13 protein-coding genes are annotated in these 13774 nt (G+C 74.0%); 6 read left to right on the top strand and 7 right to left on the bottom strand.

The genetic code is table 11. The annotated features are described in order from the left end of the window. Nucleotide 1: 1 nt before the first annotated feature. The 3 genes from ACZ6S8_RS19415 to ACZ6S8_RS19405 all read left to right on the top strand — a co-directional run bounded on the left by ACZ6S8_RS19415 (nucleotide 2) and on the right by ACZ6S8_RS19405 (nucleotide 2979). Nucleotides 2-1285 carry an alpha-L-fucosidase gene (locus tag ACZ6S8_RS19415; RefSeq protein WP_469457284.1) on the top strand — a complete coding sequence of 428 codons (1284 nt, stop codon included), beginning with the start codon at nucleotides 2-4 and terminating at the stop codon, nucleotides 1283-1285. A 69-nt stretch (nucleotides 1286-1354) separates the two neighbouring features. Next, nucleotides 1355-2272 carry an alkaline phosphatase family protein gene (locus ACZ6S8_RS19410; RefSeq protein ID WP_469457282.1) on the top strand — a complete coding sequence of 306 codons (918 nt, stop codon included), beginning with the start codon at nucleotides 1355-1357 and terminating at the stop codon, nucleotides 2270-2272. Nucleotides 2273-2343: 71 nt separating this feature from the next. Further along, nucleotides 2344-2979, top strand: a complete 636-nt coding sequence (locus ACZ6S8_RS19405) for an HAD family hydrolase (RefSeq protein WP_469457280.1) — start codon at nucleotides 2344-2346, stop codon at nucleotides 2977-2979. 50 nt (nucleotides 2980-3029) lie between these two features. On the opposite strand, the gene ACZ6S8_RS19400 is transcribed toward ACZ6S8_RS19405, so the two are convergent. Both ACZ6S8_RS19400 and ACZ6S8_RS19395 read right to left on the bottom strand, forming a co-directional pair. Beyond that, complete coding sequence (locus ACZ6S8_RS19400) at nucleotides 3030-5438, bottom strand: polysaccharide lyase 8 family protein (RefSeq protein ID WP_469457278.1); 2409 nt, start codon at nucleotides 5436-5438, stop codon at nucleotides 3030-3032. Between the two features lie 204 nt (nucleotides 5439-5642). Further along, on the bottom strand, nucleotides 5643-6794 hold the full coding sequence (locus ACZ6S8_RS19395; RefSeq protein WP_469457276.1) for a LacI family DNA-binding transcriptional regulator: 1152 nt from the start codon (nucleotides 6792-6794) through the stop codon (nucleotides 5643-5645). 186 nt (nucleotides 6795-6980) lie between these two features. Between ACZ6S8_RS19395 and ACZ6S8_RS19390 the strand changes: the two genes are divergently transcribed. Continuing rightward, nucleotides 6981-8285, top strand: coding sequence for a Gfo/Idh/MocA family protein (locus ACZ6S8_RS19390; RefSeq protein ID WP_469457274.1), 1305 nt, complete (start codon nucleotides 6981-6983; stop codon nucleotides 8283-8285). A 15-nt stretch (nucleotides 8286-8300) separates the two neighbouring features. On the opposite strand, the gene ACZ6S8_RS19385 is transcribed toward ACZ6S8_RS19390, so the two are convergent. Continuing rightward, complete coding sequence (locus ACZ6S8_RS19385; RefSeq protein ID WP_469457272.1) at nucleotides 8301-9782, bottom strand: UDP-N-acetylmuramoyl-L-alanyl-D-glutamate--2,6-diaminopimelate ligase; 1482 nt, start codon at nucleotides 9780-9782, stop codon at nucleotides 8301-8303. 118 nt (nucleotides 9783-9900) lie between these two features. Beyond that, nucleotides 9901-10053: a hypothetical protein gene (locus ACZ6S8_RS19380; RefSeq protein WP_469457270.1), complete on the bottom strand. Its 153-nt coding sequence runs from the start codon at nucleotides 10051-10053 to the stop codon at nucleotides 9901-9903. Nucleotides 10054-10142: 89 nt separating this feature from the next. Between ACZ6S8_RS19380 and ACZ6S8_RS19375 the strand changes: the two genes are divergently transcribed. Further along, entirely contained in the window at nucleotides 10143-11159 is a 1017-nt protein-coding gene (locus tag ACZ6S8_RS19375; protein WP_469457268.1) for an aldo/keto reductase, read from the top strand. 83 nt (nucleotides 11160-11242) lie between these two features. Beyond that, the gene (locus tag ACZ6S8_RS19370; RefSeq protein ID WP_469457266.1) at nucleotides 11243-11746 is read left to right on the top strand and encodes a DinB family protein; all 504 of its coding nucleotides are present in this window, start codon (nucleotides 11243-11245) and stop codon (nucleotides 11744-11746) included. Nucleotides 11747-11867: 121 nt separating this feature from the next. On the opposite strand, the gene ACZ6S8_RS19365 is transcribed toward ACZ6S8_RS19370, so the two are convergent. The 3 genes from ACZ6S8_RS19365 to ACZ6S8_RS19355 form a co-directional block, all read right to left on the bottom strand. After that, entirely contained in the window at nucleotides 11868-12413 is a 546-nt protein-coding gene (locus tag ACZ6S8_RS19365) for an EF-hand domain-containing protein (RefSeq protein WP_469457264.1), read from the bottom strand. 188 nt (nucleotides 12414-12601) lie between these two features. Further along, nucleotides 12602-13102 carry a tetratricopeptide repeat protein gene (locus tag ACZ6S8_RS19360; RefSeq protein WP_469457261.1) on the bottom strand — a complete coding sequence of 167 codons (501 nt, stop codon included), beginning with the start codon at nucleotides 13100-13102 and terminating at the stop codon, nucleotides 12602-12604. A 66-nt stretch (nucleotides 13103-13168) separates the two neighbouring features. After that, nucleotides 13169-13639, bottom strand: a complete 471-nt coding sequence (locus ACZ6S8_RS19355) for an SRPBCC family protein (protein WP_469457259.1) — start codon at nucleotides 13637-13639, stop codon at nucleotides 13169-13171. Between the last annotated feature and the right edge of the window lie 135 nt (nucleotides 13640-13774).

Raw genomic sequence — 13774 nt, 5'->3', positions numbered from 1 at the left:
CGTGACGGTGCGGCCGACCCCCGCGCAACGCGCCTGGCAGGAAGCCGGGTTCGGGCTCTTCCTGCACTTCGGCGTCAACACCTTCAGCGGCCGGGAATGGAGCGACGGCACCCTGGACCCGGCCGTCTTCGCCCCGTCGGACCTCGACGCCCGGCAGTGGGTGCGGACCGCCGTGGAGGCCGGAGCCCGCTACGTGGTCCTGACGGCCAAGCACCACGACGGCTTCTGCCTGTGGCCCACGGCCACCACCACCTATTCGGTCGCCTCGTCCCCGTGGCGGGACGGCGGCGGAGACGTCGTCGCCGAACTCGCCGACGCCTGCCGCGAGGCGGGGATCGGGCTGGGGCTCTACCTCTCCCCGTGGGACCGCAACGCGGACTGCTACCAGGACCCGCCGGCCTACGACGCGTTCTACCTGCGTCAGCTCACCGAACTCTGCACGGGCTACGGACCCCTCTACGAGCTGTGGTTCGACGGCGCCGGATCCGAGGGGCGGACGTACGACTGGGCCGCCGCCATGGCCGTCGTCGCCGAGCACCAGCCGGACGCCATGGTCTTCAACATGGGCCTCCCCACGATCCGCTGGGCCGGCAACGAGGACGGCCTGGCGTCCGACCCCTGCCACTACACCGTCGACTCCACCGGGATCAGCGTGTACGACCTCGGCGCGGCCCCCCTCGACCGGCCGCGGTACCTGCCGCCCGAGTGCGACGTGCCCATCCGCCGGAACTGGTTCTGGCAACCGGACGACCTGCACACCCTCAAGACCCGGGAGCACCTGCTGGCCGTCTGGTACCGCTCGGTGGGCCTCGGCGCCGGCCTGCTCCTCAACGTGCCGCCCGACCGTACGGGCCGCCTCGACCCCGCCGACCGGGCGCGGCTCCTCGACTTCACCGCCGAGCTCTCCCGCCGGTTCGCGCGGCCCGCCACCGCCGAACTGACCGTGGACGGCGGGGACGGGACGCGGGGGACGCACGCGACGCGGGGGACCCTCACCGCCCGGTTCCCCGCTCCCGTCGTGCTCGACCACCTGGAACTCGCCGAGGACCTCGTGAACGGCCAGTGCGTCGACGCCCACGAGGTGCTCGCCGACGGCAGGACCATCGCCGCCGGGCGGACGGTCGGCGTACGCAGGGTCCACGCGTTCCCGCCCGTCGAGGTCACCGAACTGCGCATCCGCCTCACGGGCGCGGGGGCCCGGCTGACCGGGGTGCGCGGATTCCGTACGGGCCACAGCGCGGTCCCCGAGCTCGCCGGGGACCAGCCCGGTCCCTCCGCACCCTGACCCGCGCGCACGGAAGCACCCCTCCCACCCACCCCTCCCACCCACCCAGCGAAGACGGGACCACGACCGTTGTCCACCTCACCCCGCGGCCGCCGCCGCGTCCTGGTCGTCGGCATCGACGGCGTACGCCTCGACGTCCTCCAGGCCGTACCGACCCCCCATCTGGACGGGATCGCCGCGGCCGGATTCCTCGGCCGGATCGACATCGACGCGACCACGCCCACCATGTCGGGACCTTGCTGGGCCACCATCGCCACCGGGGTGGGAGTCGCCAAGCACGGCGTGTACGGGAACCACTTCGGCGGCCACCGCCTCGACGTCTTCCCGGACTTCGCCACGCGCCTCGCCCGGCAGGACGGCCGCAGGACCTTCACGGCCGGAGGCTGGGAGCCCCTGTTCCTCGCGCGCGACGGCGGACCCCTCTTCGCCGCGCCCGGCCGCCTCTCCTACATCGCACCCCGCGCCGACACCTGCGAGGCCTGGGAGGCCTGCGACGACGAAGTCACCGCCGAGGCCGTACACGTGCTGGGCACCGACGATCCCGAGGCGTCGTTCGTCTACCTCGGCGCGGTCGACGAGACCGGCCACCTGCGCGGCTGCGGCGACGCCTACCGGCGCGCGATCGCACGCGCCGACGCCCGCCTGGGGCGGCTGCTCGACGCGGTCCGGGCGCGCCCCGCCCACGGGGAGGAGTCCTGGACGCTGATCGTCGTCACCGACCACGGGCACCGGGACGACGGCGGCCACGGCGGGCGCACCGACCCGGAGCGGACGGCCTGGGTCGCCTGCTGCGGACCGGACGTCGCCGCCGGGCCGCCGCCCTCCCGGCCGCTGCGCTTCGCGGACGTCGCCGCCCACGTGTACGCCTCCCTCGGACGCGCCGCCGACTCGCACTGGACCCTCGACGGCCTCCCGTTCTCCACTCCCGAACACCCCGCGTCCGCCATCGCGTCCGCCCCCGCGTCCGCCGCGGCCGGCCGCCGATGACGACGTCCCCCGGGCACCCGGGATCACGGCGAGTGCCGTCGGCGCGCCGAGCCGGTGGGGGACCGGGAGCCGTGCTCTTCGACATGGACGGCACCCTCGTCGACACCGAGTCCCTGTGGTGGCGCACGGCGCGGGCGGTCGCCCGCTCCGCGGGTCACGTCCTCGCCGACGCCGACGCACCCGCCGTGGTGGGGCGTTCCGTCGCGGACACGGCCGCCCACCTGCACCGCGTCACCGGCGGAGCGGCCCCGGTCCGCGTGATCGGCGGGGACCTGCTCACCGGGTTCCTCGCCCGGGTCGCCCGCGGCCCCCTCCCCATGCCGGGGGCGCCGGAGCTCCTCGACGCCCTGACCGGGGCCGGGATCCCGCTCGGCCTGGTCTCCGCCTCGCCGCGGTCGGTCGTCGACCTGGTCCTGCCCGGACTCGGCGCGCACCGCTTCGCCGTCACCGTGGCGGAGGGCGAGACGCCGCGGACCAAGCCCCACCCCGACCCCTACCTGGCCGCGGCCGCCGCCCTCGGCGTCGAGCCCCGTTCCTGCGTCGCCGTGGAGGACAGCCCCTCGGGCCTGGCCTCCGCCGAGTCGGCGGGTTGCGCCGTCCTGGCCGTCCCCTCCACCGTGCCGATCGGCGCGGCGCCGGGCCGGCTCGTCCTGCCCGCGCTGACCGGCGTCGACGTCCCGCTGCTGCGCTCCCTCGTACGGAACTGACCCGGGCGTCCCCCTCCCGGCCGCCGTGCCGGGAGGGGGACGCACGCCGTTCAGGCGAGCGCGACCTCGATCCGCTGGGTGGCTCCTGCCTGACCCGTGAGGTCCCCGAAGGTCAGGGTGAGGGCGGATCCCGGCACGGCGGAAGTGACGGTGGCCGGTGCGGACAGGACGGCTGCCACGGGGCGGTTCCACCTAACCGTGAGGCCGGTCCGCATCCGCATCGGGTCGGACACGCAGACGGTCGCGGTACCGTCCCCGCGCTCCCGGACCAGGACGCAGGCTGGGTTGTCGGCGGTGAGGGTGCCCGCCGAACCGGCGAACCAGAAGTTCACGGCGGTGACGCCGAGCGAGGGCAGCGCGATCCCCTGCCGGGTGTTGTCGTTGGCGAGGACCACCACCCAGCCGTGGTCCGCGGCCCGGGCGGCGGTCGCGGCCGCGGTGGCACCGGGCATCAGGACGGACGCGCAGGACGCGTCGACGGGATCCACCCCGTGGTCGAACCACAGGGTCAGGTAGCGGCGGGTGACGGGGTCGGCCGTCCCCGTGGAGTTGACGTCGCGCCAGGACCCGGTGCGGGCCTCGCGCCGAGCCCTGAGCGTGGCCCCGCCCGGGAACACGTACCCGCCGTGGCCCGCGATGTGCGCCCAGCGACTGCCGGCGAGGGTGGCCGACCAGCCGAGGGCGGCGGGCTGGACGGCGCCGTTCACCGTGAAGGCGTGGGAACCGGTCGCGCCGAGGTTGCGGTTCTCCACCACCGTCTGTGCCGCGACGCCGTCGGTGCTCCGGACCGCGCCCGTCAGGCAGACGACGGAGTCGTCCAGGCAGAACCAGGACTTCTTGGCGTACAGGGTGCTGGAGAGCCCGCGGACGAACTGCCCCACGGCCGCGTACTCCCCGTCCGTGGCGCCGCCGACCCAGCTCACATCGGGCCGCGGCAGGGCCCAGGCGCCGCCCTCGGCGTCGGCGAGCGCCTTCGTGGAGACGGTGGTCCCCGGCAGCCGGTACGGGTCGACGGTCGGCCAGAACGCGTCCGTGTACTGGCCGTTCGCGTACGTGTCGCCCCACCACTGGAGCATGCCCGCGCCGGTGTGCCAGCCGCGGAGGTTCTCCCCGTTGCCCGTTTCGTAGGAGGCGATCCGCCGGGAGGCCATGCTGATCGACGCCGCCCAGCGGGGCCGCCGGTGGACGGCCCGGTCCATGCCCGGGAAGAGCCGGTGCCCGGTCGGCTCGGCGATCGCCGCGACGGCGTCGTCGTCCCGTACGGCCTTCAGGCGGGCCAGCGCGGCCACGCCCAGGTCGGTGTCGGCGAGCACCGGGCTGTAGTAGTCCCGCTGGATCCAGCCCTTGACCAGTCCGCGCCAGCGCCGGTTCTCCGCGCCGCTCGCGGCGGTGCCCAGCAGCGCGATGGCGGCCAGGACGCCGTGGCCCCGCCCGTGGTCGCCGCCCTGGAAGCCGTGGGACGTGGTCCGGGGGTTGCCCCGGCTGGTGGAGCGGCCCGACACCGCGTCCATCATCAGACCGTTGTAGAGGAACGGCGCGAAGGACCGCTCCACCGAGTCGAGGACGATCTGCCGCCAGGGGTCCGACACCGCCCAGGCCGATCCGTCCAGCAGCGAGAACAGCCCGGCCAGGCCGCTCAGCAGCACGGCGCCGTACGAGCCCGTGTAGGCGACGTACGTGTGCTGGACGAAGGATCCGTCGGCGTGGAAGCCGTCCCCCGTGGTGACGAACGGGAAGACGGGGGAGAGGGCGTCGCGGGCGAGCGCGATCTTGGCCGGGTCCTTGCCGAGGACGCCGCGCAGCGCCAGCGAACGGCACAGGTCCACGCGGTTGGCGCCGGTGCTGGTGCCGGTGTAGCTGCCCACCGAGGAGTCGGGGACGAAGCGGTCGACAGCTGCCAGGTACCGGGTCAGTTGGGGGGTGACGGAGAGCTGGTCGTACAGGATCGTGCTGATGTCCAGCAGGGCCTGCGGGGAGCCGATCTGGAAGTCCCACCAGTTGCCGAACGGGCTCGCGGACGCGTTGTAGGCCTGGTCGTGCAGGTGGTCGAGCCCCGTCCTGATCTCGCTCAGGAGCGCGGCGCTGCCGGTCAGGCCCGTGCCGGGCTGGGCGTGGGCCTGCGCCATGGTGGCCAGCCGCGTGTAGCTGGCGGTGATCGAACTCGACACGTTCAGCGGGAGGTCGGGCCAGAGCGACCCGCTCGCGGCAGCCATCGTCGAGCGGTGCTCGCCCGCCTGAACGCCCAGCAGGGCCAGCTTCTCCGCGAAGGGCGCGGCCGCCGGGTCGAACCCACTGCCCAGCAGCGTCCCGCGCCAGACACCGCGCAGCGCGTCGTACGCGTCGCCCGCCGCGGACCGCGGGACGGCGGCCGCGGCCGGTCCGGGCGAGAGGGCTCCGGCGAGGAAGGGGGCGCTGCCGGACAGCAGGAGGAAGGAACGGCGGGACCACGGGGTGGACATGGGGCCTCCAGAGCTGGGCGTGGACCGGCTCGACGTGCGGCGGGCCGCGGGCCGCGCGGGTGCGCGCGCAGCAGGAGGCGACCGCGCGACGCCGAGGCGGCGACACGGCGGGATGCGGGGTGGGAGGGCGCCCCGCTGACCGGTTTCTAGCACGCGATCGAAAGAACGCTCAAGAGGCGCGTACGGATCGATACGCTCAAGCGATCAGATCAGGGGCACGGAGCCGCCGCACGAGTCGCGCACGCGCAGCTCCGGAAGCAGCTCGACGTGGCGGCGCGAACCGTTCGCACTGTCTGCGCCGTTTCCCCCGGTTGCCCCGTGCGCGCCGGCCACCGGGCCGGCCGCGAGCCGGTCGAGCAGCAGTCGGGCCGCCACCGCGCCCACCGCGCGCTTGGGCGGCGCCACCGCGGTGAGCGCCAGTTCGGACAGCCCGGACACCTCGTCGTCGTAGACCACCAGCGCGAGGTCCCCGGGAACGCGGACGCCCTGCGCCTGGAGGCGCGGCACCAGGACGACGGCGTCGGCGTCGCTGTGCACGAACGCGGCCGTGACCCCGTGCTCGCGCACGCCCCGGCGCAGGAACTCCAGCGTGCGGGCGTAGCGTTCCGACTCCGACGCGAGGGCTCCCGCGTCGAATCCGGGCGCGAGCGCGGCCGGGAGCCCGAGCGTCGCCAGCGCGGCCTCGAAGCCCGCCCGCAGCTGCGCCGCGTGCGGACTGCTCTGCAAGGCCAGCGCGAACCGGACGTGACCCAGGGCGGCCAGGTGGCGGACGGCCGAGCCGGCGCCGTGGGCCGAGTCCGAGCGCACGCGGTCCAGATCGTGGGCGGGGCGGCCCGGGGTGGTCCACCGCTCGACCAGCACGGTGGGCACGGTCGCCGCGAGGAGCGCCTCGGCCTCACCGTCACCAGGTTCGCCCCGGACCCAACTCGGAGTGATCAGGAGGCCGTTCACCCCGGAGGCGACGAGGCGCTCGATCTGCCTGCCGTCCTCCTCGGCCAGATACCCGGTCAGGCTGAGGACGAGCCGAGCCCCGCGGTCCGCCAGCACCGAGCGGGCCCCCTGGACGATCTCGGAGAACGCGTGGTGCATCGTCGGCACGATCATGCCGACCACGGTCCCCTCCCGCACCGGGGCGGCGTCCGGCGCGGGCGTCCGGAACGGCCGGCCGCTCCCCGGCCACACCAGGGACCCGTGCACCCGGCCGAGCCGGCCCTCGGCGACGAGCAGTCCCGCGTCGCGGCGCACGGTGACCATGGAGACGTTCAGGGCGGCCGCCACCTCGGCGATGGCCATGCTGCCGTGTTCACGGACGATCCGGATCACGTGCTCGTGCCGCTCGTGGACATGAACTCGCACGTCTCGTCCCCCTGTTGCTCCTGTCGTACGGGTCACTCTACGCCGCGCCCGCGATCCAGGATGAATGTATTGAACGATCGCTCCTTACATTCGTTTCGACCACTCGCCGCGTCTCTCCCCGGATCCGCCGACGGAAGAGGAGCATGAGAGGGGCAGACCGCCTCGCTGCTCCGGGAAGTGGGTCAGATGTCCTCAGTGGTCACTCTCGCCGTCGTCGGTGCCGGAGACCGGGGAACCGGCCACGCCCGCTGGGCGCTGGCCCACCCGGACCGCGCGAAGGTGGTGGCCGTCGCCGAGCCGCGCGGTCCGCGCAGGAACCGGCTGGCGGCCGCCCACGGCCTGGCACCCGCGGTGGCCGTGGACGACTGGCGGACCCTGGCGGCCCGCGGCCGGATCGCGGACGCCGTCCTGATCTGCACCCTGGACCGCGACCACCTGGAACCGGTGCTCGCGTTCGCCGCCCTCGGCTACCACGTCCTGCTGGAGAAGCCGATGGCACTGGACGGGGACGCGTGCCGGCGGATCGTCGCCGCGGTCGAGGCGGCCGGAGTGGTCCTCGCCGTCGGCCACGTCCTGCGCTACACCCCGTACACCCGGGCGCTGAAGGGCGTCGTCGACTCCGGCCGGCTCGGCGACGTCGTCAGCGTCCAGCACCTGGAGCCGGTCGGCTTCTGGCACCAGGCGCACTCGTTCGTACGGGGCAACTGGCGCCGCGAGGACGAGGCCACCTCCATGCTCATGGCGAAGTCCTGCCACGACCTGGACTGGCTGCAGTACGTCCTCGGCCGGCCGCCGGTGCGCGTCTCCAGCTTCGGCCGGCTCTCGCACTTCCGCCCCGAACACCGGCCGGCGGGCGCCGCGGACCGGTGCCTGGACTGCGCGGTCGAGCCGACCTGCCCCTACTCGGCCCCGCGCGAGTACGGCGAGCGGCTCGCGGCCGGCCGGCACGGGTGGCCGCTGAGCGCGGTGCTCGACGAGTTCACCCCGCAGGCCCTCGCCGGCGCCCTGCGGGACGGCCCGTACGGGCGGTGCGTGTACGCCTGCGACAACGACGTGGTCGACCACCAGGTGGTCGCCATGGAGTTCGCCTCCGGAGCCACCGCCACCTTCACGATGACGGCCTTCACCGAGCAGGCGGACCGCCAGACCCGCGTCTTCGGCACCAGGGCCGAACTGCGGGGCGACGGCCGGAGCCTGCGGATCTACGACTTCCTCACCCGCACCGAGGAGCACGTCGACCCCGGCGCCGGGGGGACGATGGACGCGGGCGGCGGCCACGGAGGCGGCGACGCGGGCCTCATGGACGCGTTCGTGGCCGCGGTGGCCACGGGGAACCCGGCCCTCGTGAAGTCGGGCCCCCGGGAGTCCCTCACCAGCCACCTGACCGTGCTGGCCGCCGAACGCGCCCGGCTCGCCGGAACGGTCGAGACCCTGGGCCCTGTCGAGGCCCCGGGCCCCGTAGCGATGCCGGGCCCCGGCGACGCGCCGTGACGGGGGCCGGCATCCCTACGGCAGCGCCAGCTCGCGCACCGTGGCCATGTCGCTGAACGGGAGCAGTTCGTCGCCCACGATCTGGTGCGGCTCACTGCCCTTGCCGGCGATCAGGACCGTGTCCTCGGGGCCCGCGGCGGACAGTGCGAAGGCGATCGCCCGGCGCCGGTCGGCGTGGCGGTGGAAGGGGGTGCCGGTCGCCGTCAGGCCGGGGGCGACCTGGTCCAGGATGGCGTCGGGGTCCTCGTGGCGGGGATTGTCCGAGGTCAGGACGCACACGTCGGAATGGGTCCCGGCGATCCGGCCCATCTCGGCCCGCTTGGTGGTGTCGCGGTCCCCGCCGCATCCGAAGACCGTGATCACCCGGCCGCGGGCGAACCCGCGGATGGTCCTGAGGACCTTGTCCAGGGAGTCCGGCGAGTGGGCGTAGTCCACGATCACCGACGTGCCCGACGGGGTGCGGAAGCGCTCCAGGCGGCCCGGCACCGGAGGCATCCGGTCGAGCGCGTCCACCAGGGGGCCCAGCTCGTGACCCAGCACGTGGCAGGCCGCCACCGTGGCCAGCGCGTTGGCCACCGAGAACCGCCCGGGCACCGGGATCGACGCCGGGTAGGCGCGCCCGCCGTGGTGCAGCGTGAACCGGGTGCCCGCCGCGCTCACCTCCAGGTCCGTGGCCCGGTAGTCGGCCGGGGAGTCCAGCGCGTACGTGGTCACCGCACCCGGCATCATCGCCACGATGCCCGCGCCCACCGGGTCGTCGGCGTTGACCACCGCGCGCCGGCACAGCCCCTGGAACAGCCGCAGCTTGGCGTCCCGGTAGTCCGCCATCGTCCCGTGGTCGTCGAGATGGTCCTGCGTCAGGTTGGTGAAGACGCCGACGTCGATGAACGTACGGTCCACCCGGTGCGTCAGCAGCGCCATGGAGGTGGCCTCCAGCACCACGCTGGCGGCGCCGCGATCGCGCATGTAGCCCAGCAGGTACTGCAGGTCCGGCGATTCCGGAGTGGTCAGCACCGAGCGCGGCATCGGGATCGGCTCGTCGCCGATCCGGCTCCCGGCGGTGCCGATGACCCCCACCTTCGACCCTTCGGCGAGCCGCAGGACGGATTCGACCATGTACGACACGGACGTCTTCCCGTTCGTGCCGGTGATCGCCACCATGTCCATCTGGCGGCCGGGCTCGCCGAAGTACCGGGAGGTCACCACCGCGGCCGCCGTCCGGGTGTCGGGAACGCGTACGGCGCAGGTGCCCGGCGGCCAGACCGCCGCGGGCAGGGAGGGTTCACCGCCGTCGACGAGCACGGCGGCGGCTCCCCGGGCCAGCGCCGGCGAGACGGAGCCGGGGCCGCCCTCCCGGTGGCCGGGTACGGCGATGAACAGGGAACCGGGCGTCACCCTGTCGGCGTCGAAGGTGGTGCCCGCGGTGATCAGCGTCGTGTCGGGATCACCCTGCAGGACGTGGTACTCCTGCCCGGCCAGCAAATCGCTCAGCTTCACAATGATCCCTTCGAGGGGGCTCGGCCCGGGCGTGCGGCCGTAGCCAGGCGGCAGCGCCGGCGGCATGCCGGAGGGCTGCTGTGGTGATGTGGAGCGGAGGGGCCCGAGGCGCGGAGCGCTAGCCGTGGCCGTGCAAGGCGACACGGCGGGTCTCGGGCGCCGCGGCGAAGGCTGCGCGGGCCGGGTCGACGACGGTCGGAACCCCGGCGGCCGGACACGTCCCGAAGGCGGCCTGCTGCAGGCACTGCCTCGAAGAACGTGTGTCACCCATGGGCCGAGTGTACGGCCCACCCAGCTGCCCCGGCCCCACAGCGGACACCGGCCCTGGGACCACGGCGGGACAGCCCATAGGGTGGGCGCGTGGCGGCGAACCTGAACACAGACGACAACGCACGCGCGGACGTCGGGACGAGCACCGATGCGCCCGTGAACCGGGACACCACGGGCGACCGGGTGCTGTACGGCTGCATGGGCCTCGGCGGGAGCTGGGAACCGGGCCCGTACGGCCCGGACGACATCGACGCGGCCGAGGCCGCCGTCGAGGCGGCCCTCGACAGCGGCATCACCACCTTCGACCACGCCGACATCTACCGGCACGGCAAGGCCGAGGCCGTGTTCGGCGAAGTGCTCGCGCGCACGCCCGGCCTGCGCGAGCGGATCACCCTGCAGACCAAGTGCGGCATCCGCCTGGGCGGCGAGCACGGCCCCGGCCGGTACGACCTGCGCGGTCCGAGCATCGTCCGGCGCGTCGAGGAGAGCCTCGCGCGGCTGCGCACCGACGTGATCGACGTCCTGCTGCTGCACCGCCCCGACCCGCTGGCGGACCCGGACGAGACGGCGCGGGCGCTTATGTCCCTGCACCGGCAGGGCCTCGTCCGCGCCTTCGGGGTGTCCAACATGGGCGCCCCGCAGATCACGGCCCTCCAGGCCCGGCTCGACGTACCGCTCGTCGCCAACCAGCTGGAGATGAGCCTGCACAGCCGTGACTGGGTCGAGGCCGGGGTCCTGCTCAACACCCCCGGGTACGCGTCGAACGGCTTCCCGTTCGGCACGCTGGAACACTGCCGTGACCACGGCATCCGCCTCCAGGCCTGGGGCGCGCTGGCCCAGGGGCGTTTCACCGGCCGCCAGAGCACGGCCGCCGAGCACGCCACCGCGGAGCTCCTGGCCGACCTCGCCCGCAAGAAGGACACGACCCCCGAAACGGTCCTGCTGTGGTGGCTGGCCCGTCATCCCGCGGGCATCGCCCCGGTCATCGGCACCGCCCGCCCGGACCGCATCCGCGCCTGCCGCGACGCGGCCGTGCGCGAGCCCGACCTCACCCACGAGGAGTGGTACGAGCTCTGGATCACGGCCCGGGCCACCCCACTGCCCTGACCGGACCCGCCGGACCAGGGGTGTCCGCAACGACGGGGGAAACCTGCTGGGCACGACCAACCGGCACCCGCGATGATCGGCTCATGATCGATGAACAGCGGACCCCGCCCGTTCTGACGGGCGACGAGCGCGCCACGTTGACGAGCGTCCTGCAGGGGCAGCGCGACACCCTGATGATGAAGTGCGCGGGACTGAGCGCCGAGCAGTTGTGCAGGAAGGCGGTCGCGCCGTCGAGCCTGACGCTGCTCGGCCTCGTGCGCCATCTCGCGGAAGTCGAGCGGGGGTGGTTCCACACCGTCGTCGGCGGCGAGGACGTACCGGCGTACTTCCCGAGCAGCGAGGGCGGCGCGTGGACGGTCCACGTCGAGGACGCGGAACCGGCCGCGTCCTTCGCGATCTGGGAAGAGGCCTGTGCGCGGTCGCGGGCCGTCGTGGACGCCGCCGAATCCCTGGACTCGGTGGGGCACTCCGGGGACCAGGCGTACACGCTGCACTACGTCCTGGCCCACTTGATCGAGGAGTACGCCCGGCACAACGGTCACGCTGACCTGCTGCGCGAGGCGATCGACGGGTCGACGGGGGAGTGAGCGCCGTCCGCCGGCTCCGGCCCCCTCGCCCGGAGCCGGCGGTCGACCGCGGGAGCCAGGCGGTGTCGCCGAACTCGTTCCCGCCGTGCGGGCACACGGAACGAGTTCGACGACCCTCCTCCTAGGCCGCGGCCTCGAACCGGCCGCAGAGCCAGTTCCCCGGCTCCGCCGGATCGTCGCTGATCCAGAACTGCCGCCACAGGATCGCGAATTCCTCGCGGCTGAGGTGTCCGTCGCCGTTCAGGTCGAGCAGCTCGAACACGCCGGTCATGTCGACGGCCTGTCCGTTCCACGTTTCCACGAGCCGGAGGTGCTCCTCCGGGGAGATGACGCCGTCGCCGTTGGAATCCACGGCGTCGAAGACGGTGTCGGCGGTCGCGGTGACGTCGGCGACCATTGCGGGCAGTCTGTCGACGAGGGACAGCAGCTCACCCATGTCGACCGCGCCGTCCCCGTTGGCGTCGCCCGCTTCCAGCAGGGCCGCCCACCAGCCCATCAGCAGCGCCTCCATGCGCGCCCGCAGCTCCGTGCCCGGCCCCACTCCCGGCAGCCGGCTCCAGCGGGCGACGAGCGCTGCGAAGTCCTCCTCGCGCAGATAGCCGTCGCCGTCCGCGTCGAACGCGGCGAACATCCCCCTGAGCTTGCGCTCCTGAAACGCACTGGCCATGAGCGGCCTCCCTCGACGCCGAACCGAACCGTGAACCGCCGCCGACCGCTGCTCACCGGGTGGCGGCCGGCGCATCACTGTAGGCCGGGGCGCGCTGTCGGCCCCACGGGCACATGTGCCCGAATCGTCACCCTCCGGCCGCGTCGCCGGTCCGGACGAGGCCGGCGGCGCGACCGGCGAGCGCCGGCTCAGACCGTGTCGTCGAGGTCCTGGGCGTAGTGCTCGACGGCGCGCCGGTACCGCTGGACGCCGGGGTCGTCGCTCGTGGCGGCGAGCAGCCGCAGCAAGAGCTGCACGGACTCGTGGTGGTGGCCGGTGTTGTACAGCGCCATGGCGAGGAAGGTCTCGAGCGCCCCGTCCCCCGGGAACTCCGACAGGCCCGCGCGAAGGGTGTCGACGGCCCTCTCGTGCGCGCCGAGCACCCGGAAGGTGCTGCCGAGCCCGAGGAACGCGCCCTTGCGCTCCTGCGCCGGCAACGCGCCTCCGGCGAGGCTGTGTTCGTAGAAGGGAACGGCTTCGGCTTCGAGTCCCATCGCGTCGTGGACCCAGGCGGTCTGGTACGCCACCTGTGCGTCCTCGGGATGTTCTGCGGCAAGGGCCAGCAATGCGGCCCGGGCTTCCTGTAGTCGGCCCTGTTCGCGCAGCCCGACCGCTTCCGCCAGAAGACCGTCTTTCCGATGTCCGCTCATCCGCCCATCGTGGCAGCACGGGCGGCACGGCAGCACGGGCGGAACGGGCAGCGCCGGGGCCCTGGTTCAGCCGGACGCGCCTTCGACGTACGACGCCAGGTTGGCCAACGAGGAGGCGATGCCGGCCTCGTGGTCCGCGCGATCGATGCCGGGCGGGACGTCCGTGGCGGTGACGGTCACCTCGGTCCCGCCACCGATGGCGGCGAGGCTCCAGGTCATCGTCATCGTGCCCGCGTACGAAGGATCGTCGGCCTCGAACACCGCCCGGTGCACCACCCGCTCCGCCGGCACCAGTTCCGCGAAGCCCACGTCGACGACGTCCGTCGCGTCCGAGGTCTTGCCGGGGCTTCCGGTGGGGTCGAGGTGGGTGAGCACCATCCGGAACCCGCCCCCGGGACGGGGATCCCACCGCTCGACGCGCCCGAGCATGCCGTCCGGCGGCAGCCAGGCCTCCAGCGACCCACGGTCGAGGAGCGCCCGGTAGACGGCCGCCGGTGGTGCCGCGATCACCCGGCTGGCGCGGTCGGTCCTGTTCATGCTCCCGATCCTAGGGGGTGTCGTCGAAGTCGTTTCGTACGCCCCCCGGGGGGGGGCCCGCAGGAAACCATGGATGAGCACCCCCCCCACCGCGGGGGGGGGCACACGCGGTGGCCCCCCCCCCCCCCCGGCGGC

Source organism: Streptomyces sp. NPDC048461 (genome assembly GCF_055587105.1).
This window is presented reverse-complemented; position numbering and strand designations above follow the sequence as displayed.